A 19812-nucleotide genomic window follows, 5' to 3' on the forward strand; every position below is an offset into this window, starting at 1 on the left:
ATACCCTGGACACGCCCCCCGCACGGCGTGTCCAGGGTGCCGCGAATTCAAAAGTTGGTGACGGCGGCCCGCAGGAAGCCGCTGGGCTCTGTGGCAGATAGGGTTGGGTTATGAGTGACCATCACATCAAGCGCCTGGTGATCATGCGGCATGCCAAGGCTGATTGGCCCATGGGAGTGCCTGATCATGAGCGCCCCTTGGAGGAGCGTGGGCATCGGGAGGCCCCGTTGGCGGGGAAGTGGTTGCTCAAGCATGGTGTAGTGCCCGACTTCATCCTGTGTTCGTCAGCGTTGAGGACTCGTCAGACCTGCACTTGGGTGTGCGATGAGTTGGGGGACAAGGCGCCAACGCCCAAACTCGAGGATGGCTTGTACTCCGCCTCAGCCAACCGTATGTTGACGGTGATCAACCACGTACCCGATACCGTGACCACGTTGATGGTCATCTCGCATATGCCCGGCGTTCAGGATCTTGCCATGCACCTGGCTTCCCGCGATTCGGACCACGACGCTTACATGGATGCTGCTAACCGTTACCCAACGAGTGCGTTGACGGTAATGGAAACAGAAAAGTCATGGGCTGAGCTCGACGGCCAGGACGCCAGGCTGACGCACTTCAAGGTGCCGCGCCCCTAAGCCAGCTGCGGCATGCACATGCAGCGGATCTCGAACACCGGCAGGCCTGCCGCTTCTTCGCCATGCCCGGTTGCAATGAGGAATTCGCCGTCGAACATGTACACCGGCAACTGCGGAGCCAGGTATTCGTTGTAGCGGCTGGGGTAGACCCATTGACCACGGACATCGAACGCAGGAAGCGCGTACGGATCCCGGCGGTTGTGCGCGCTCGGATAAAGGCCGTCGTCGATCATGATGTAACTGACCAAGCCATATGTGTGGTGGTGGTTCATGTCCGTGGGAAAGAGGATGGCTTCCACAGGTGGGCCCCTTCAAGAGTTTCGACGGTCGCGCGCTCCGGGCGGCGCTGGTAGGTAAGGTTAGCCTAAGCTAACACACTTCCTGGCGTCGAATGTTCCCCTGTGTGACGTTGATCGCTCCTGGTCAGCTTCGCGGCAGCGGTAGCTCAGCCGCTATATCGCGCAGCATGTTCACGGCAAGTCGAATGTTGGGACTGGCTGTCATCGTTTTGCGGTAGACAACACCAACGGACCGTTGTTGGACCGGACGGATCACCGGGATGGCCGCGACTCCGTCAGGAAGGGGAGGTCTTCCGAGCCTCGGTACGAGTGCCACGGCCACACCTTGTTCCACCATGGCGATGTGGGTGGAGAAGTCGGGGTCGTAAATACGGATGTTGGGGACCTTGCCCAGTCCAGCGAAGATCTGCAGGAGTGCTTCGTTGCAGATGGCTCCCGCCGGGGTGCTGATCCACGTCTCGTCCAGAAGGTCTTCAGGCTCGACGGCGGTGCTCGCCGCCAGCGCGTGGGTGCTGTTGACGAGGACGTCGGCTTGGTCGATGCAGAGGTCTTCATGCACCAGGTTCTCCGGGATCACCAAGGGTACCGAATTCCAGTTATGTACCACCGCGAGTTCGGCCTCGCCAGAGGCAATTCTTTGCACCGCCTCCCGCGGATCCTCAGCCAGTACGGTGATGCCCAGAGCCGGGTGGGCAGCTGCGATGCGCCCGAGCATGGGCCCCACCAAGCCCCTGCAAGCTGTGGAAAACGCGACGAGTCTGAGGAGCCCGGAAGGCTTTGCAGGATCGGCGAGCAGGGTGGCTTGCAGTTCCTCGAGCTCACCCATGATCCGACGGCCATAACCTGCAAGAGCCAAGCCACGCTCTGTAAGGAGCACCCCACGGCCGCTGCGTTCCAGCACAGTGACGCCGGTTTGCTTCTCAAGTTTCTTGATTTGCTGCGAAATTGCTGAAGGGCTGAAGCCCATAACGTCCGATGCCGCCACCACTGAGCCGTGCTGCTCCACTGCCACCAAGGCCCTAAGTGCTGAGATGTCGATCATGAAGCAAATCTACGCTGTTCCTTGTCGAATTCAACGCTGGTGCTTCAACCAAAAACGGGCCAGAGTGTACTTGTGAACCTTCGCCACTCTGCCCTTGCCCTCATGGTCGCTGTGCTTTGGGGCATTAACTTCGTCGCCATCGATCTCGGTCTCCACACGAACGGCAGGGAAGTCCCGCCCCTGCTCTTCGTCGCCATGCGCTTCTTGTTGGTGGTGTTTCCCTTCATCCTGTTCATCCGCAAACCAGACGTGGGCTGGAAGGCGATTGTCGGCGTCGGGCTCTTCATGAGTGCCGGTCAATTCGGCCTCCTGTACCTGGGCATGGCGCTTGGCATGCCGGCAGGCCTGGCATCTCTGGTGCTGCAGGCACAAGTGTTGTTCACCATCTTGCTTGCGGCGAGATTCCTGGGCGAGAGGCCGAGTAGGCGCCAATTGGCGGGTGTGGCGCTGGGCATCGCTGGCTTGGCAGTGGTGGCCTTGGGGCGAAGTGCCGTGGCTCCGGTTCTGCCGCTCATGATCGTTCTTGCCGCGGCGTTATCGTGGGCGATCGGGAATGTGGTGGCCCGGCACACGAAGGCCGCTTCCGGCTTGGGGTTGGTGGTGTGGTCCGGTGCCGTGGTGCCGCTTCCGTTGGCTGGCTTATCGCTGGTAGTGGATGGGCCAGACGCCGTGTTGGCAACGCTCACGGACCTGCAGCCGGCCACCATCCTGAGTGCGATCTACACGGCCGTGTTTGCGTCCCTGATTGGATACGGCATTTGGAACCGCTTGTTATCGCTGTACCCGAGTTCCGACGTCGTGCCCTTCACGCTTTTGGTTCCCGTGGTGGGGATGACGGCCGCGTGGCTTGTCCTGAACGAGATTCCTACCTTGACCGAAATCGTGGGCGGATTAATCCTGCTCCTCGGAGTTGCCACCGCCGTGCTCGGCGCCGGAGGCAGGATCCGTCCCGACACACCCGTTGTGAGGCCCGCTCTGCTGCCCTAGATCGGGCGGAAGCGCGCAAAGCAGGCCCCACAACGCGAAGAGTCAGCGCAGTTTGAAGATGGTCCGGTGCCAGTCTTTCCGGGTGACGCCTTCCAACTCGAACATCACGTGCTTCACCTGGGTGTACTCCTCAAAGGAGTAGGCGGACATGTCCTTGCCGAACCCGGACTGCTTGAAGCCGCCGTGGGGCATCTCGGAGACGATCGGAACATGGTCGTTGACCCACACGCAGCCGGCCTGGATCTCGCGGGTTGCCCGCAAGGCCCGCTGGAGGTTGTTCGTCCAGGCCGAGGCGGCCAGTCCGTAGACGGTGTCGTTGGCCAGGTGGATAGCTTCGTCGTCCGTTTCGAACGGGAGGACCACCAGGACCGGGCCGAACACCTCGTCCTTCACAATTTCAGAGTCCGGCGCCGCGTCAACAACCAGTGTGGGTCGGTAGAAGGCGCCATTTTCCAGGCCCTCGTCCGTAGGGGCGTATCCGCCTGCCATCACCTTGCTGTAAGTGCGGGCGCGGTCCACCATCCCGGCTACGTGGTCGCGCTGCTTGAAGGATACGAGGGGGCCGAGATCGGCGTTGGTATCCCCGGGGATGCCCAGGACGAGCCCATCAAAGCGGGCGGCCACCTTCGCTACGAACTCCGCATACACGCTGCGGTGAACGATAGCCCTGGTGGCTGCGGTGCAATCCTGACCGGTGTTGATCATTGAACCGGCCACGGCCCCATGAACGGCGGCGTCCAGATTGGCGTCGTCGAACACCACGAAGGGTGCCTTGCCGCCCAATTCGAGGTGCACGCGCTTCGAGTTAACGGCCGCGGCCTCCAAAACTGTGCGGCCAACCGCGGTGGACCCCGTAAAAGAGGCCATGTCCACGTCGGGGTGCCGCATGAGCGCAGCCCCAACCGTGGCGCCGTCGCCCACCACCACGTTCACCACGCCGTCGGGCAGTCCGGCGTCACTGAGCGCTTGTGCGAACATCAGCGACGTCAACGGAGTGATCTCGGCAGGCTTGAGAACAATTGTGTTGCCTGCGGCAATGGCGGGAAGGATCTTCCATGCGGCCATTTGCAGGGGGTAGTTCCAGGGTGCGATGGATCCCACCACACCGATGGATTCCCGGCGTATGGAGGAAGTGTGTTGGGGCGAATACTCGGCGGTGGCCTTGCCCTCGAGGTGCCGTGCGGCACCTGCGAAGAAATCGATGTTGTCGATGGTGCCGGGGACGTCGAACTCCCGGGTCAGCCGCAGCGGTTTGCCCGTCTGAGAACTCTCAACCCGGGCGAATTCCTCCGCACGATCTTCGATGATGCGGGCGAATTTCTGCAGGATCCCGGCGCGTTCACCCGGCGCGATGCGCGACCATGACGGGAAGGCGCTGCGGGCCGCCGCCACAGCCGACTCCAGATCCGCAAGTGAAGCGAGTCCCACCGTTTCCACTACCTCCGAGGTGGCCGGATTGATGACATCGAGGCTGCTGCCAGAGGTTCCGGAGAGCAGTTTTCCGTTGATGAACTGATGCATGAGGGTGCCGTGCTTTCCCTGCCGGGCGTCGCTGTCCGGGCAGTGCTGAATGGACGACGCCGGATGGGGCGTCGCGCGGGGAAGGTGGGTTGCGTTGTTGGTCAGACGGCCGGTCGCGCCAGCACCCCGTCAGGCCTGCGGTTGCTGCTTGCTCTCGCGTTCGGCGCTGTCCAGGATGGCCGAGAGACCGGCTTGGAACGCCTTGAGGGAGTCTAGGTTTTGCAGTGCAGCGTGGTGTTTTTCAAGGAGCGGGCGACCGGTGATGCGCGTGAAAACCCGTGGGTTGAGCCAAGGATCGTGGCCCTCGGAGTCCGGGAGCCGCTGGATTTCAACCGCAATGCCGGCGCCGAGCGCAAGGGTGTAGCTTTCCAGGGCCGCGTAGTAGTGCACCACGCGGTCCTCTGCCAGCCCGGCATCGGTGAGGCATTGAAGGACGAACTCGATTGCCCTTAGCTCGCCGGGGCCATAGGTGTCCGTAGCGAACGACTCGCTGCCCAAAGAGGGATGCTGCATGAAGGCTTTGAGTAGTTCGTCAAGATAGGCCTCCAGCCGGGCACGCCAGTCCTGGTCGCGTGCTGTGGCCAACGTGCGCTCAACTGACATCAGGAACAACTGGTCCAGTGCTGCCCTGACGATTGCGTCCCTGTTCCGAAAATGCCGGTAGACGGCCGTGGCGTCCACCTCGAGTTCCTGTCCCAGCCGCCGCACGGTCAGCCGTTCCCCGAGCTCCTGGCTGGAAATCCGCAGGACGGCGTCAATGATGGTGGCCGGATCCAGGCGCGTTCGGCGGTCCGTCGACTGTGCTGGCTGCACCATCAGTTGTCCGCCTTCCATGCGTTCCCGGGTTGATTATCAACCTACATGATTCATGGCGTCCTCCTTTCAAGGACCAGTCAAAGTCTTTGTCAGCATTGATGTCAACACTGTTGACTTAAGTGTGATCCGGCTCATAGTGTGTCTCGCAGAGTTGAATTTCCCCACGAAAGGACTCGACCATGCACGCCGAGATTTTGTTTGAGAACGGATGGGTGTACACCGGCAATGACGCCGGCCCACTGCGCGCAAACCTTGCCATAGCCGAAGGCCGCATCATCGCCGTCGGAACACCCGACGAGCTTCACGGTTCGGTCACGCCGAAAACCCGCAAGGTGGACCTGCAAGGGCAACTGGTGGTGCCGGGCTTCCAGGATGCCCACATCCATCCCATCTTCGCGGGGATCGAATTGCTTCAGTGCGACCTGACGGAGGCCACCAGCGCAGAGGAAGCCATGGCGAGGGTTGCCCGTTACGCAGCCGACAACCCGGATGAACCCTGGATCCTGGGCGCTGGATGGTCCATGGATTTCTTCCCGGGCGGCACTCCAACACGGGAACTTCTGGACGCCGTGGTGCCGGACCGGCCCGTCTACCTCGTCAACAGGGACCACCACGGCGCGTGGGCCAACACTGCAGCGTTTGAGGCGGCGGGAATCGGCGCGGAAACACCTGATCCTGAGGGCGGCCGGCTGGAACGCGAAGAAGACGGGACGCCCGCAGGCACAGTTCATGAGGGGGCCATGGACCTGTTCAATGCGGTCAAGCCAGCGGTGCCGTATGAGTTGGCGTACCAAGGCCTGCTCGCCTCCCAGCAACTGCTGCTATCGCAGGGCATCACGGCCTGGCAGGACGCCTGGGTTCCCATTCCCGAGGGCGAACATGCCGATCATCTGGACGTCTACATGGACGCGGCGAAGGCGGGAGACTTGAAAGTCCGGGTCATCGCATGCCAATGGTGGGACAGGACAGCCGGCATTGCCCAGCTGGAAGCAATCACGCAACGCCGGGACAGGGTGGCCGATTCCTTCGACCACCATCAGCTCAATGCCAACACCGTGAAGGTGATGGTGGACGGAGTGGCTGAGAATTACACAGCCGCAATGCATCACGTCTACCTCGATCACCACGGCCACCACACGGACAACCGTGGCATCGAATTCTTCGAGCCCGAGGAGCTGAAGGAATTCGTCACCGCGATAGATGCTTCCGGCATGCAGGTTCACTTCCATGCTCTCGGCGACCGCGCCGTGACGGATGCTTTGGACGCGCTGGAGGCAGCGCGGGACAGCAACAGGTCGAACGACAACCGGCACCACCTGGCGCACCTTCAGGTGGTCCGCAGCGAGGATGTTCCACGGTTTGCCGGACTGAATGCAGCAGCCAACGTCCAGGCTCTCTGGGCCTGCCATGAAGAACAGATGGACACCCTCACCCTCCCGTTCCTGGAACCGGGTGCCGAGGACAGGCATTACCCCTTTGGCGAGCTTGCTTCGGCGGGAGCCCGATTGGTGGCCGGAAGCGACTGGCCTGTCTCCACCGCGGACCCGATTGCGGCCATCCACGTAGCAGTAAACCGCATAGCGCCGGGGGAGGACCTGCCCCCACTCGGCCCGGAATCGCAAAAGCTCAGCCTCAAACAGATCCTGGATGCCTACACGCAGGGCTCAGCGTGGATCAACCACTTGGACACGGAAACGGGAACGCTGGAACCAGGAAAACTCGCCGACCTCGCCGTACTGGACCTCAACGTCTTCGACCTCCCTGCGCAGGAGCTGCACCGGTCGGTGGTGACGCAGACGTGGATTGGGGGCGAATGCGTCTATGACCGCGTGCTCACCCGAAACAGTCAAGCTCAACCCGCCTCGGTAATGCCATGAGGCCGCAGCCCGCGCAAGGTGCCGTGCGTTTGAAACAGCGGACGACGCCGTCGCGCATCACCGCGGTTGGGGTCGCCGCCGTCGTGGCCGGGCTCGTCCTGGGCGGCTGCGGTGTTCGGCCCGCCAGCGTGACTGACGCCGCGGACGGAGCCAAGTTCACCATGTCCGACTCCACGCCGGCCCCCACCAAGGAGATCGATAACTTCAACTGGGCCATGTACGCGGAGCCGTTCTCCCTGGACTATGCGTACGCCTTCGACTACCCGGACAACACTGTCCTGTCCAACGTGTGCGAGTCGCTGTTCCGCTGGAACGCTGACTTGTCCACGGCGCCGGGCCTGGCCACGGGAGCGGAAAACCCTGATCCGCTGACCTGGATCTACACCATCCGGCAGGGCGTAAAGTTCCACGACGGAACCGAGATGACAGCGGACGATGTCGTAGCCTCCTTGAGCCGCCACGTGGACCCCGAAGTGGGATCTTTCTGGGCCTCCGCCTACCAAAACGTGGAGTCCATCGAGAAGACCGGCGCCTTCGAGGTCACGGTGACCACCACCCGGCCGGACTACGTGTTCAACAGCTCCTTGGTGGGAGCAACAGGCGTTGTGGAGTCCGCCGAAACGCTGGAAGCTGCCGGCAAGGACTATGGCAACTCAAGCACCGGCGTAAACTGCACCGGCCCCTTCCAATTCGAGCAATGGGAAGCCGGTGAAAGCATCACCCTCAAACGCTTCGATGACTACTGGGACCCGGAACTCCAAGCCAAGTCCCAACAGGTCACCTTCAAAATGCTGCCCGATGCCACATCACGCATCAATGCGTTCCAGACCGGCGAAATTGATGGCGGCTTCGCGATCCCTTCCAATGCCATGGACATCCTGAAAGCCAACAAAGATGCCGGCTCGCTGTACTTCGGCGAGGACACTTCGGTGCAAAGCCTGGTGTTCACCAACCTCGGCGGCACCTTCCAGGACGTACGGGTCCGTAAGGCGCTGATGATGGCCATCAACCGGGAAGCCTTGATCAAGGCGGCCGAACAGGGGTACGCGAAGAAGACGGACGCGTTGACCACCAAGAGTGTGTGGAAGGACGTTGCATCGCAAACTACGGACGAGGCTTTTGACGGCCTGCTGTCCACGCCCTATGACCTGGAAGAAGCCAAGAAACTTGTCAAGGAAGCAGGTGCCGAGGGTAGTAAGTTCGTCTTCGCCACCGCGTCACTGAACGCAGCCTTCGACATCACGGCACGGGCCATCGCTTCGGCAGCCAAGGAGATCGGCCTGGACCCGGAAATCCAGACCATGTCCAACGACAAATACACCACGCTGTTCTCAGACCCTGAGTCACGCAAGAACGTGGACCTCCTGGTGACCTCTTGGTATCTCTCCAGCACCGAGCCCTTGGAAATGTACAGCGTGCTGCGAACCGGCGATTTCAGCAACTACGGCGGCTGGAGCAACCCGGAATTCGATGACCTGGTGAACTCCGCCTACGGCGTGCAGGACCCCGACGCCCGGGGCAAACTCACGGGCCAGGCCGCCAAACTGGCCAGCGACGAAGTGGTGTGGGGGCCGCTCTACGAGACCGTCACGTCCATGTGGCTGGGCAAACGCATCACCGGGGCGGACCCTTCCATCAACTACATGTACTTCCCGTGGGCAGCCCAGATAGGAGGTCGCTGACATGACCGCTACAGATCAAGTCCAAGCAACCACCGCGCCGGGCGCTCCCACCCGCCAGCGGGATAAACGCAGCGCAGTCCGACCGGCGGTGTACATCCTGAAGAAACTGCTGGCCCTGGTGCTGACGTTGTTTGTTGCCTCACTGGCCGTGTTCTTCTCACGCTTCCTGGTTCCCGGCGACCCGGCACGCTTCCTGCTCAGAGGACGCAGCCCCAAGCCTGAGGCACTCGAAGAAATCACCCGGCAGTTCGGCCTGGATAAGCCGGCCTGGGAACAATACCTGAACTGGCTAGGTGGAATTCTCCAAGGGGACTGGGGCCGCTCGCTGACCTACCGCCAGGATGTCTCCGACGTCTTACTGGGACGGTTGCCCACCACCTTGCAACTTGTGGCGCTCGCAGCAGTGTTCATCACGGTCCTGGGATTGTTCGCCGGCATTGTGGCCAGCCTCAACAAGGGCTTCGGTGACCGCTTCATCCTCATCACGCTCACCGCCGCGGGGGCAGTGCCGCCGTTCGTGGCAGCCATCGCTTTGGTAGCGCTCTTCTCCGTGGGCCTGGGCTGGTTTCCCTCCTTTGGAAGCGGCGACGGCGGATGGGACCGGATCTGGCATCTCACCCTACCGGCGCTCGCCTTGGGCATCACCTACATCGCCATGGTGGCAAGGGTGACCCGTTCCTCCATGAACGAGCAATTGCTCCGCGAACACGTTGAGGTGGCAACCAGTCGATCGGTGGTGGCACGCCACGTGCTGCGCAATGCACTTGGGCCCATCCTCACCGTGAGCGGCGTGCTGGTGGCCGGCCTCCTGGTCTCCAGCGCCATCATCGAACGGACGTTCGGCCTGTCCGGCATCGGGCAGCTCCTGGTGCAGTCCATCGACAGGCTCGACTTCGGCGTCGTCCAAGCAATCGTCATGGTGGTGGTGGCAGCTTTCGTCCTGGTCAACACCGTGGTGGACCTCGTCCAACCCCTCATTGATCCGCGTATCGCGGCCGGAACGGAGTCCCGATGACGTTAGCCATCCAACTGCCGCAGGCGGGCCTTCGCCGTTACGGCAGCCTCCTGTCACCCATGGCGTGGGGCGCGCTCGCCGTTGCCGCCGCCGTCGTACTTCTCTCACTATTCGCCCCGGTTCTGGCGCCGTACGACCCCGACTATGTGGACCTCAACAACGTCCTGGCCGGTCCAAGCGGACAGCACCTGCTGGGGACGGATGCGCTGGGTCGTGATCTCCTCAGCCGGCTCATGCACGGCGGGCGGACCTCGCTGCTGGGGCCCACCATCGTGGTAATCGGTTCCACTGTCCTGGGTCTGCTGCTGGGCCTGGTGGCCGGCTGGTCCGAGGGGTGGTTGGGCAAAGTGCTGGGCCGGCTCTTCGACCTCCTGTTCGCTTTCCCGGCGCTGCTGCTTGCCATGCTCGCCATCGCGCTCTTCGGCAAGGGCCTCCTGGCACCCATCCTGGCCATGACCATCGCCTATGTGCCTTACGTGGCCAGGCTGGCCCAGTCCCTGGTGGTGGCAGAGCGCGGCAGGCCCTACGTCCAGGCCTACCGGGTGCTCGGATTCCGGACACCCTGGGTGGTGCTGGGACGGGTCCTGCCCAACCTCATTCCAACAGTTGGCGCCCAATCCACGCTCAACTTCGGCTACGTGTTGGCCGACCTTGCGGCGCTCTCCTTCATTGGGCTGGGGGTCCAACCTCCCACCAGCGACTGGGGCGCCATGATTGAGGAATCCCGGGGCGCGCTCCTGGGCGGCTACCTCCTGCCCGCCTTCTGGCCCGCCCTGGTAGTGGTGCTGGTAGTGGTGGCCGTCAACGTGATCGGCGAAGAACTTTCAGACCGCATCGGAGGAAAATTGTCATGAGCCAGCTCCTGAAGATTGAGAACTTTACGCTCGGCTTTCCGGACAGGCCGCCGCTGCTGGACAGCGTCTCCCTGCACGTGGACGACGGCGAAGCAGTCGCCTTGGTAGGGGAGTCCGGCTCAGGTAAGTCGCTGACCACCCGGGCCGCGCTGGGGTTGTTCCCGGGCGGCTCCGAGTACTCCGGGACCGTGTCCGTACAGGGCCTGGACACTCTGACGGCCACTGGGAAACAACTCATGGAACTGCGGCGCGGCCACGCATCCATGATTTTCCAGGACCCCAGGGCGGGCATCAACCCGGTCCGGACGGTGGGGGACTTCCTCACGGAGACCCTGGTCCGGTTTGACGGGTTGTCCCGTGCGGAGGCTACCGAACGCGCCATAAAGCAGCTTGAGCAAGTGGGCTTGCGACGTGCCAAGGAGCTCATGGACCAGCACCCGCATCAGCTCTCGGGCGGCATGCTCCAACGTGTCATGATCGCAGCTGCACTACTTAACTCACCGGATCTGTTGCTGTGCGACGAGCCCACCACGGCCTTGGACGTCACTACCCAGGCGGGGATCGTGAGGCTCCTCCGCGAAGAGCAACAGTCACGGGGAATGGGCATGCTCTTCATTACGCACGACCTCAATCTTGCGGCCAGCTTGTGTGAACGCGTCTACGTGCTTCGCCGGGGGGAAGTGGTGGAGCACGGGCCAACCCGGACTGTCTTTCTGACGCCGGAGCAGGACTACACCCGGCAGTTGGTTGAGGCTACCCCTGTGATTGAAGTGGGCGGCTTGGCTGCGCCCGTGGTCGCGGGGTCCCCTCTGCTGAAGGTTTCGGGGCTATCGAAAACGTACCAACTGCCCGCGGCGAAATCATCACCGCCTTGGACGACGCCGGTTTCAGCCTCCCTGAGGGTGGGTCGTTGGGGATTGTGGGTGAATCCGGGTCCGGAAAGTCCACCTTGGCCCGACTGGTGGTGGCGCTGGAAACCGCCACATCGGGTGAACTCACGTTGCGGGACGTCCCCCGGCCGCGGCGGGCCCTTAAGGCCTCTGAACGGAAAGTCCTGGCCAAGGATGTCCAGATCGTGTTCCAGGACCCCTACCTCTCTTTGGACCCGCGCATCCCTGTAGGAAACGCGGTGGCAGATGTCTTCCGCCTGCATCAGAAGCAAGGACGCAAGGAAGCCAAAGACAACGCCCGGGTCCTGTTGGGGCGGGTGGGCATCGGACCGGAACGTTTCGACGCACGGCCTCGTGCCCTCTCGGGTGGGCAGAGGCAACGGGTCGCGCTGGCCAAAGCGCTCGCTGCCCGCCCCCGTCTCCTGGTGCTGGACGAGGCCACCAGCGCCTTGGACGTCTCTGTCCAAGCCCAGGTTCTTGAGCTCGTGGAGGAATTGCGGGACCAACTCGGACTGACCATCTTGTTCGTCACCCACGATCTGGCTGTGGTCTCACGGATTTGTTCCGAGCTCCTGGTGATGCATCAGGGCCGGATCGTGGAGCAGGGGCCGACGGCTCGAATCCTTGAGGACCCTGGGGACGACTACACGCGGAACCTCATCGCCTCCCGTCCCCGGCCATTGTGGGACGCCGAGCCGGTCACTGCCTGACCGGTGAGAGATTGACCATGAAATAGGAGAATTTCCCGTGAATACCACCGTTTTCGAACGGAATGTGCCGCAGGCCGCCGTCGTATCCCGTGCCTTGGAAGGCGCGGCCCACCGGCCGTTCTGGATCGACCACCTCAAGGACTCAGCCACACGCTACCCTCAACTCGACGGCGACGCTGCCGCGGACCTCGTGATCGTCGGTGGCGGCTATACCGGATTGTGGACGGCGCTGCGTGCCAAGGAACGCGATCCCGGCCGGACGGTGATCCTGCTGGAAGGGGAGCGGGTGGCATGGGCAGCTTCGGGCCGCAACGGCGGCTTCTGCGAGGCGAGCCTCACCCACGGCCATGAGAACGGCAAGAACCGCTGGCCTGATGAGCTGGAGACCCTCGACCGGCTGGGTATGGAGAACCTGGACCGCATGCAGGAAGCCGTGGAGAAGTACGGCATGGATTGCGAATGGGAGCGCACCGGTGAACTGAACGTTGCAGTGGAACCGCACCAGGTGGCTTGGCTCAAGGAGGACGAAAGCCCCGGTAGCGTCTTCCTGGACCAGGAAGCAGTGAGGGCAGAGCTCAACTCTCCCACCTACCTGGCCGGCCGCTGGCATAAAGACTCCGTGGCGATGGTCCACCCATACAAGCTGGGACTTGAGCTGGCTCGGGTGGCAACGGAGCTGGGCGTGGTGATCTACGAGGACACCCGCGTGCGCGAGTTGAAGGACCACGAACAGGGCGTCACCGTTGTGACGGAGCGAGGCAACGTGGAAGCGGACAACGTGGTCCTCGGTACCAACGTGTTTCCGTCACTGCTCAAACGGAACCAGCTGATGACAGTGCCCGTCTATGACTACGCGCTGATGACCGAGCCCCTGAGCGCGGAGCAGTTGGAGTCCATCGGATGGTCCCAGCGGCAAGGGATCGGGGATGTTGCCAACCAATTCCACTACTACCGCATTACCATGGACCACAGGATCCTGTTCGGTGGCTATGACGCCCTCTACTTCTGGGGCCGGCGCGTGGACCAGCGGCACGAGCACCAGCCAGCGACGTGGGAGAAGATCGCCTCGCACTTCTTCACGACGTTTCCGCAGCTCGAGGGCCTGAAGTTCACCCACAAGTGGGCCGGACCCATCGATTCGAGCACCCAGTTTTGCGCGTTCTTCGGCACGGCGCGGAAGGGACGGGTGGCGTATGCGGCAGGATTCACCGGACTCGGCGTAGGGGCCACGGCATTTGCAGCCGACGTCCTCCTGGATCTCCTGGCCGGCCTGGATACCGAACGCACCCGGGTGGAAATGGTCCGGAAACGGCCCCTGCCCTTCCCTCCTGAGCCGCTCGCTTCCCTGGGCATCAACCTGACACGCTGGTCCATGGACCGCGCCGATCACAATCAGGGAAAACGGAACCTGATCCTCAAAGCGCTCGACGCCGTCGGGTTGGGATTCGACTCCTGACCCCTTTTCGTTGCGGGGCCTGTTTTGCACGTTTAGATCCCGCGTTAGCGTGTAGAGCGGGCCTCGCAACGCAGGGCGGGTTCGTTGTGGGGCCTGTTTTGCACGTTAAGGTCCCGCGTTAGCGTGTAGAGCGGGCCTCGCAACGCAAGCTAGCGTTTGGCGGCCGGCTTTCGTTGGGTGGAAGCGTTCGACGCCGGACGCTTGGCCGGCGTCGTTGGCGTACGGGGAGCGGGACGCTTCACGGGAGTAGCCTTCGCTGCACCGGACGATCGCGGAGCCGAAGCAGCCGGGCGTTTGGTGGGGGTTCCTGCACGCGGAGCCGGTTTGCGGGGTGCGGGAGTGCGCTTTACAGCCGGTGGCCGTCGAACTGGAGTTCCGGCCCTCGAACCAAACGACGGCACCACCGCTCCCAGGAAGAGCACGCCCAGGGTCCCAAACCCTGCCACTGCTGCCAAGTAAAAGTAGATGTCTGAATCCTGGGTGCTCACGGCACTGCCCAGAGCATTGGTGTCCTGGTTGAACGCGATTCCCCACATGCGCAGGAAGGCGATGCTGCAACCGATGAAAAGGCTGGTCCCCGCTGCCCCAAGGAGGACCACAAAGTAGCGTCGCCGGTTGAAGACCTGCACGATGGACGCCAAGTAGCAGATCAGCACGGAACCGAGGAACAAGTACAGCACCAGTTCCTCAAGCACCACGGCGGCCAGCACCAACAGCCCGAGCGAGACGAACGCGGACACCACCGCAAGCTTCCCGCTGTTCCCCATGTGACGCATGAGGTTAATCATCGCCGACCAAGTGGCCACGCCACGCCGCTTCAGATTCCAATTGCGTACCGTTGCGAGGCCCGCTCTGCACCGTATGAGCCCGTGAAAATGTGCAGAGCGGGCCCCACAACGGGCTGCCCAAACCTACTTGATGACGTATCCATGCATGATGGTCATGACGGCAGCGACGCTCTGCTCGCGGGTGCGCTCAGGGTTGTACGTCTGCCGGTCGAGGCCAACCACGAAGATGGCACCAAAAATTGCCGCCTCCAAGGATCCCCGGGCAATGCTCTCATCAACCTTGTAGCCGGACGCCACGCTCTCCACCGCGGAACCGATCACTGCCAGGAGCTCAGCGCGAAGCTCGGCAAACACGGCACTCCATTCACCGGGAGTGCGCCAGTTTTCGCTGACCCACAGGCGGGCGAAGGAGGGGTAGTCGTCCATGAATTCCATGGCTTGGCCCACCATGTTGGTCATGGATTCCAGGGGGTCGTTGGCCTGTCCGCGGACGTCCTGGAGCCGGACCAGCATGATGTCCACACCGTGCCGCAAGAGCTGCGCAATGAGGTCGGACTTGCTGCCGAAGTTGTAATAGACAGTCCCCTTGGACACCCCCGCGGCGGCCGCGATTTCATCCACGGTTACCCCCGCAGCGCCGCGCTCGCCGATCAGCTCCATGGAGGCCTCGAACAGGCGCTGCTTGGTGGCGTTGGTGCGGCCGGGACGGAGCTTCTTCTCGGCAGGCCCCGATTCGCTTGCGTGGGAATCTGCTGGGAAAGGAACCGGCTCGGTGGTGCTCATACTGCGATCTCCGGCTTCAGCGTCTTGAGGGTCCACATCTTGTGTTTGCGGACAGCGAGCGTTGACAGTGCCGCTCCCAGCAAAGTGTATCCAAGCAGACCCAGTACGGTGGGCCAGATCATGCTGAGTTCACCGCCGTAGATCAGGTGCCTCATGCCGGTGACCACGTATCCCATAGGCAGGACCTCGTGAACAACATGGAGCGGCATGGGGGTGGTTTGCCACGGGAACGTTCCGCCCGACGAAACGAGCTGCAGGACCAGCAGGATCAGCACCACGAACTTTCCGGGCGTGCCCATGAGCGCCACGATGCCTTGGATGATCGCGCTGAACGCCATCACTGCTGCAAGCATGAACAGCCACATCCCGATCGGGTGCGCGGGGTTCAGGCCCAGGCCGAGATTCACCACCAGGGTGAGGATGGTGGCCTGCAGCACGGACACAACGAAGAACGGCAGCCAGCCTCCGACGGCGATTTTCCAGGCGGGGGCGTTCGAGGCGAGGGCCCGTTGGGTGATGGGTCGCATGGCCTGGACCAGCATGAATACGCCGATCCACAGTGCGAGGGTCAGGAAGAACGGTGCCAGGCCGGCGCCGTAAGAGCCCGCCTTGGCCTGGGAGACGTTGTCCACGGCCACGGGATCCGCGATCACCTTGGACACGCTGCTCTTCTGTTCATCGTTCGGGTTGGGGATGTCTCCCGCGCCCTTGGCGAGCTCGGTGGCCAGGGTGTGGGCGCCGTCGGAGGCTGTGACTCCGCCGCTGGCGAGCTGGCTGGCGCCGTTGTCCAGTTGGCGGGCGCCGTCGTCGAGCTTGCCGGCCCCTTCCAGGGCGGTTTGCTGCCCCGCGGCCAACGTTGAGGCGCCCGTGCTCAGTTGCCCGGCGCCGTCGGCAGCCTTCGAGATCGCATCGGTCAGGGCTGGTGTCGCGGCGGCGAGCTTGGATGCCCCGGCGCTCACGGCAGCTGAACCGTCGGATAGCTGCTGGATCTTGGCCGCATCACCAGTAATCTTGGTCTTCGCGTCCGTCACCGGGCTCGATGCTGCGGCGGCGTCAAAGTCCGCCAGGACCTTGTCGGCCTGCTCCTGTGTCAGGACACCGGCAGTCACCAGTCGTGCGTTGGATTCCACCACGCGGTTGCGGAGGCCCTTGTCTGCCGCTTCGAGCTGTCCGACGACGTCCTGGACTTTGGCGTTCAGCTCGGCGTTTCCGGCGGCTACTTGCGCTGCGCCGTCGGCGAGTTTCTGCGAATCACCAGGAAGGGTAGCGGTTTTATCCTTGAGCTCGGTCAGTCCCGAACTCAGCTGGCCGGCACCGGTGTTCAGTTGTACCGCGCCATCCCGCAATTGGGTCTGGCCGGCCACGAGTTGGTCGGCGCCGGTCACTAACTGAGTGGTGCCGTCGTGCAGGGTTGCGGCACCGTCACTGAGTTTGCCAACGCCCGTGGCCAACTCCGAGGCGCCATCAGCAGCCTTCACGATGGACGCATGGATGGTGCCGAAGCCGGTGAGGAGCTGGTTGGCGGTTTCCTCGCCCACTTCCTTGGCCACTGTGGAGTGGACGGCTGTTGTGAGCTTGTCCACGATGGTGCTCAGGAGGTAATTGTTGGCGTCGTTGGTGGTGACGTGCAGCATGGCCTGGTTGGCGGCGTCGAAGCTGCCCGGGGAGACCAGGTTGGCGGAGAAATCCTTGGGGATGCGCAGCGCGAAGGCATACTCACCCGTACGAACACCGGCATCGGCGTCCTCGGCGCTGGATACCTGCTTCCAGTTGAAGACGTGGCCCTCAACCAGGCTGTCTGCCACCTTCTTGCCCGCCTGCAGTTCGGTACCGTCCGACGACGTTGCTCCCGTGTCCTCCACCACCAAGGCGGCGTCGATCTGGTTCAGGTTGCCGTACGGATCCCAGTTCGCGTAAAGGTACACGGCGCCGTAGAGCAACGGGACCATGGTCAGGGCGAGGATGGTCAGCTTGGGCAGGAGCCCGCCGGTCATGCGCTTGAGTTCGGAGCGGGCGAGCCGCAGAACAGTCACTTTGCAGTCCTTTGAAGGTTTACGGATTCAGGTTGGGCAGCTGCGGATGTTTCAGGTGCCGGTTCGGCCGCGTGCTTGGCTTTGGGCTCGACGGCGGCTGCTGGCTTGGGCTGGGCTGGCCCGGTTTGGATTGTCTTTTCTTTGGTCGGGGCGGGTTTCGCTTCCGGTTCAGGGGGATGCGTGACGGAGTTTCCAATCACCGCCGCGGGGCCGGTCCAGTTGTCCGGGAGGGAACCCACGACGGCGACGACGGCAAGTGGCCGCCCGGCGTCGGACGCCAATGCCTGAAGCCGCGGTAACCACGACGCGGAATCAGCACTGTGGCGATCCGGGGAGTCGACAACAAGGAAGTCGGTGGCCGGATCTGCCAAGGCAAGCGCGGTGAGGAGTTCAAGTCGGCGGGTGGCCGGAATTTGTTCTATCCAGAGTCCGGCGATGTCTTCGAAGCTGTTGACCTTCAGCCAGGGCTTGCTCAGTAGGGCGCCACGGTAACGGCGGGGGATCAGGGAGAGGTCTTCGGTGACCAGATCGCGGACACTCAGGTGTTGCTCGGGTTCGTTGACGCCGGGGGAGTCCACCAAGGCGCTGGCGAGGCGGATTTTCTTGGTCTTGGTGGTGTTGTCCCAGCTCAGGATGCCGTCGCTTGGCTTCATGCGGCCGCTCAGAGCCAACGCCAATGCGGTCCGCTGGTCCTGGCCCTCTCCGGCCACGAGCAGGAGTTCACCGCGGCGGACTTGCAGTGACGTTGCCGGGAGGAGATCGTCCCGGCGGCCGTTGATCTGGAGTTGCTGTACGGACAGCACAATGAAGCCTTTCGCAGAAATGGTGTCTGCTGAAAGTCTAACTAAACTGACCAGTCAGTTCAAATAAGGGTTCTAGAGGCCGTACTTTTCCAGAAGCCTTAGCCAGACTTCGCTGATGGTGGGGTACGACGGAACTGCATGCCAGAGACGGTCCAGCGGGACTTCACCCACGATCGCGATGGTTGCAGAATGGAGCAATTCGGCGACGCCCGGGCCCACAAAGGTAGCGCCGAGGATCACCTTCCGGTCCTCATCCACCACTATTTGCGCCCAGCCTTTGTAGTCGGGGGAGTGCAACTGGGAGCCGGACACATCTATGGGCAGTTCCACACCGGTGACGTTCTTGCCCTGCAACAATGCCTGCTCCAGGCTCGGGCCCACGGAGGCAACCTCAGGATCGGTGAAGACGACACTGGGGACTGCATGCTGATTGGCGGTTTGGGCCCAAGGGCTCCAAGGCTGCGGCGTTCCTTTGAGCTTGCCGTTGGCTCGGGCGACGATCGCGTCACCGGTGGCACGGGCCTCGTATTTACCCTGGTGCGTCAGGAGGACCTTGCCGGCCGCGTCGCCGGCAGCGTAGAGCCATAATCCGCTGGTTCCATCACTTGCGGGGCCTTCCACCAATCCGCTGGCTTCGGTTGTGAGTCGCAGGGGCTTACCGTCCTGTGCTTCAACGCCCACATTTTCCAGGCCCAGATTGGCCAAAGCGGGGTGCCGTCCCGAGGCGACCAGTAGTTGGTCGGCGGTGGTGGTTTTGCCGTCGAACGTGACTGTCACCGAGCCGTCGTCGTTCTTCTCAGTTTTGTCCACATCGGTGTGAAGATGAACAGCTACGCCATCGGCACGAAGCCCGGCTGAGACCAGGTTCGCGGCTTCCTCCGGGTAGCTGCTCAGTAGGCGGCCCCGGGCGATCAGCGTGACATCCGAGCCGAGCCGGGCGAATGCCTGTGCCATTTCCACGCCCGCCACGCCGCCGCCGAGCACCACCAAACGCTTGGGAACTTCCTTGGCTGCCGTGGCGCCGCGGGTGGTCCAGAACGGAACGTCCGTCAAGCCATCAATGTCCGGGACGGTAGGGGTTGAACCTGTCGCGATCACCACAGCATGGTGGGCCTTCAGCGCGTAGCTGTTGCCATCGAGCCCATCCACTTGGACCTCGCGCGGGCCTGTGATGCGGCCGCGTCCACGAATTAACTCAATGCCGGCGCTGTCCAGCCATTCGACCTGGCTGCCGTCCTGCCAGTTATTGGTGAACCAATCCCGATGCTTCAGCGCGGCCTCGGCATCAATGGTTCCAGTGATTGCCTCCTTTGCGCCCGGCACCACCTGGGCGGCGTGGAGCACACTCCCCGGACGGAGGAGCGCCTTGGACGGGATGCATGCCCAGTATGAGCACTCGCCGCCCACCAATTCGCTTTCGATGATCACCGCCGTCAGGCCGCCGCGAACCACCCGGTCCGCCACGTTTTCCCCTACGGCGCCCGCGCCGATAACGATTACGTCGAATTCCCGGGAGCTCTCGGCAGTCATGGGGAAAGCCTACGCCGGGTTGGTATGCGTTGTGAGGCCCGCTTTGCGGGCTTTGGGTGGGTTTTGGGGTGCAGAGCAGGCCTCGCAACGC

The 19812-nt window shown here is 62.9% G+C and carries 17 protein-coding genes and 1 pseudogene; 9 read left to right on the forward strand and 9 right to left on the reverse strand.

Features of this window, described 5'->3' with window-relative positions; all coding sequences use genetic code 11:
* Positions 1 to 110 precede the first annotated feature (110 nt).
* Positions 111 to 635 (forward strand): SixA phosphatase family protein, encoded by a 525-nt coding sequence (locus tag KCX59_RS04210; RefSeq protein ID WP_091465390.1) that lies wholly within the window; start codon positions 111 to 113, stop codon positions 633 to 635.
* Here KCX59_RS04210 and KCX59_RS04215 read toward each other — a convergent pair.
* Positions 632 to 934 carry a hypothetical protein gene (locus tag KCX59_RS04215; RefSeq protein ID WP_243836673.1) on the reverse strand — a complete coding sequence of 101 codons (303 nt, stop codon included), beginning with the start codon at positions 932 to 934 and terminating at the stop codon, positions 632 to 634. The two genes, KCX59_RS04210 and KCX59_RS04215, sit on opposite strands and share 4 nt — an antisense overlap.
* Before the next feature lie 124 nt (positions 935 to 1058).
* A complete protein-coding gene (locus KCX59_RS04220) occupies positions 1059 to 1976 on the reverse strand; it encodes a LysR family transcriptional regulator (RefSeq protein WP_179018709.1) in 918 nt (305 codons plus the stop codon).
* Between the two features lie 72 nt (positions 1977 to 2048).
* Between KCX59_RS04220 and KCX59_RS04225 the strand changes: the two genes are divergently transcribed.
* The gene (locus tag KCX59_RS04225; RefSeq protein ID WP_179018707.1) at positions 2049 to 2963 is read left to right on the forward strand and encodes an EamA family transporter; all 915 of its coding nucleotides are present in this window, start codon (positions 2049 to 2051) and stop codon (positions 2961 to 2963) included.
* A 42-nt stretch (positions 2964 to 3005) separates the two neighbouring features.
* Here KCX59_RS04225 and KCX59_RS04230 read toward each other — a convergent pair whose 3' ends face one another.
* Positions 3006 to 4484, reverse strand: coding sequence for a gamma-aminobutyraldehyde dehydrogenase (locus KCX59_RS04230; protein ID WP_179018706.1), 1479 nt, complete (start codon positions 4482 to 4484; stop codon positions 3006 to 3008).
* Positions 4485 to 4613: 129 nt separating this feature from the next.
* Positions 4614 to 5300: a TetR/AcrR family transcriptional regulator gene (locus KCX59_RS04235; protein ID WP_256870537.1), complete on the reverse strand. Its 687-nt coding sequence runs from the start codon at positions 5298 to 5300 to the stop codon at positions 4614 to 4616.
* A gap of 179 nt (positions 5301 to 5479) precedes the next feature.
* Here KCX59_RS04235 and KCX59_RS04240 point away from each other — a divergent pair, with 179 nt between their 5' ends.
* The 7 genes and pseudogenes from KCX59_RS04240 to KCX59_RS04270 all read left to right on the forward strand — a co-directional run bounded on the left by KCX59_RS04240 (position 5480) and on the right by KCX59_RS04270 (position 13784).
* Entirely contained in the window at positions 5480 to 7177 is a 1698-nt protein-coding gene (locus KCX59_RS04240; protein WP_179018704.1) for an amidohydrolase, read from the forward strand.
* A complete protein-coding gene (locus KCX59_RS04245) occupies positions 7174 to 8859 on the forward strand; it encodes an ABC transporter substrate-binding protein (protein WP_179018702.1) in 1686 nt (561 codons plus the stop codon). Before KCX59_RS04240 ends, KCX59_RS04245 begins: the two co-directional genes overlap by 4 nt.
* A gap of 1 nt (position 8860) precedes the next feature.
* Positions 8861 to 9874, forward strand: a complete 1014-nt coding sequence (locus KCX59_RS04250; protein ID WP_179018700.1) for an ABC transporter permease — start codon at positions 8861 to 8863, stop codon at positions 9872 to 9874.
* Positions 9871 to 10728, forward strand: a complete 858-nt coding sequence (locus KCX59_RS04255; RefSeq protein WP_179018698.1) for an ABC transporter permease — start codon at positions 9871 to 9873, stop codon at positions 10726 to 10728. Before KCX59_RS04250 ends, KCX59_RS04255 begins: the two co-directional genes overlap by 4 nt.
* Positions 10725 to 11201, forward strand: a pseudogene (locus tag KCX59_RS04260) (ATP-binding cassette domain-containing protein); the annotation flags it as partial. The gene KCX59_RS04255 and the pseudogene KCX59_RS04260, both read left to right, overlap by 4 nt.
* A 446-nt stretch (positions 11202 to 11647) precedes the next feature.
* A complete protein-coding gene (locus tag KCX59_RS04265) occupies positions 11648 to 12328 on the forward strand; it encodes an ABC transporter ATP-binding protein (RefSeq protein ID WP_370629224.1) in 681 nt (226 codons plus the stop codon).
* 37 nt (positions 12329 to 12365) lie between these two features.
* Complete coding sequence (locus KCX59_RS04270; RefSeq protein WP_179018696.1) at positions 12366 to 13784, forward strand: NAD(P)/FAD-dependent oxidoreductase; 1419 nt, start codon at positions 12366 to 12368, stop codon at positions 13782 to 13784.
* 149 nt (positions 13785 to 13933) lie between these two features.
* Here the strand turns inward: KCX59_RS04270 and KCX59_RS04275 are convergent, their stop codons facing one another.
* From KCX59_RS04275 to KCX59_RS04295, 5 genes are all read right to left on the reverse strand, one after another.
* Positions 13934 to 14551: a hypothetical protein gene (locus KCX59_RS04275; protein ID WP_256870538.1), complete on the reverse strand. Its 618-nt coding sequence runs from the start codon at positions 14549 to 14551 to the stop codon at positions 13934 to 13936.
* 144 nt (positions 14552 to 14695) lie between these two features.
* A complete protein-coding gene (locus KCX59_RS04280) occupies positions 14696 to 15355 on the reverse strand; it encodes a TetR/AcrR family transcriptional regulator (RefSeq protein WP_178993378.1) in 660 nt (219 codons plus the stop codon).
* On the reverse strand, positions 15352 to 17388 hold the full coding sequence (locus tag KCX59_RS04285) for a YhgE/Pip family protein (RefSeq protein WP_179018694.1): 2037 nt from the start codon (positions 17386 to 17388) through the stop codon (positions 15352 to 15354). Before KCX59_RS04285 ends, KCX59_RS04280 begins: the two co-directional genes overlap by 4 nt.
* Positions 17385 to 18191, reverse strand: a complete 807-nt coding sequence (locus tag KCX59_RS04290; RefSeq protein ID WP_179018692.1) for an ABC transporter ATP-binding protein — start codon at positions 18189 to 18191, stop codon at positions 17385 to 17387. The genes KCX59_RS04285 and KCX59_RS04290 overlap by 4 nt, the downstream gene beginning before the upstream one ends.
* 72 nt (positions 18192 to 18263) lie before the next feature.
* A complete protein-coding gene (locus tag KCX59_RS04295; protein WP_179018690.1) occupies positions 18264 to 19721 on the reverse strand; it encodes a dihydrolipoyl dehydrogenase family protein in 1458 nt (485 codons plus the stop codon).
* Positions 19722 to 19812: the final 91 nt, after the last annotated feature.

This window comes from Paenarthrobacter nitroguajacolicus, from assembly GCF_051027655.1.
Classification (GTDB): Bacteria; Actinomycetota; Actinomycetes; order Actinomycetales; family Micrococcaceae; genus Arthrobacter; species Arthrobacter nitroguajacolicus.

Excerpts from the sequence above, each read along its gene's own strand:
- KCX59_RS04275 (WP_256870538.1), bottom strand. The coding sequence starts at position 14,551 with ATGGGGAACAGCGGGAAGCTTGCGGTGGTGTCCGCGTTCGTCTCGCTC.
- KCX59_RS04235 (WP_256870537.1), bottom strand. The coding sequence starts at position 5,300 with ATGGTGCAGCCAGCACAGTCGACGGACCGCCGAACGCGCCTGGATCCG.
- KCX59_RS04210 (WP_091465390.1), top strand. The coding sequence starts at position 111 with ATGAGTGACCATCACATCAAGCGCCTGGTGATCATGCGGCATGCCAAG.
- KCX59_RS04230 (WP_179018706.1), bottom strand. The coding sequence starts at position 4,484 with ATGCATCAGTTCATCAACGGAAAACTGCTCTCCGGAACCTCTGGCAGC.
- KCX59_RS04240 (WP_179018704.1), top strand. The coding sequence starts at position 5,480 with ATGCACGCCGAGATTTTGTTTGAGAACGGATGGGTGTACACCGGCAAT.
- KCX59_RS04250 (WP_179018700.1), top strand. The coding sequence starts at position 8,861 with ATGACCGCTACAGATCAAGTCCAAGCAACCACCGCGCCGGGCGCTCCC.
- KCX59_RS04245 (WP_179018702.1), top strand. The coding sequence starts at position 7,174 with ATGAGGCCGCAGCCCGCGCAAGGTGCCGTGCGTTTGAAACAGCGGACG.
- KCX59_RS04220 (WP_179018709.1), bottom strand. The coding sequence starts at position 1,976 with ATGATCGACATCTCAGCACTTAGGGCCTTGGTGGCAGTGGAGCAGCAC.
- KCX59_RS04295 (WP_179018690.1), bottom strand. The coding sequence starts at position 19,721 with ATGACTGCCGAGAGCTCCCGGGAATTCGACGTAATCGTTATCGGCGCG.
- KCX59_RS04280 (WP_178993378.1), bottom strand. The coding sequence starts at position 15,355 with ATGAGCACCACCGAGCCGGTTCCTTTCCCAGCAGATTCCCACGCAAGC.
- KCX59_RS04255 (WP_179018698.1), top strand. The coding sequence starts at position 9,871 with ATGACGTTAGCCATCCAACTGCCGCAGGCGGGCCTTCGCCGTTACGGC.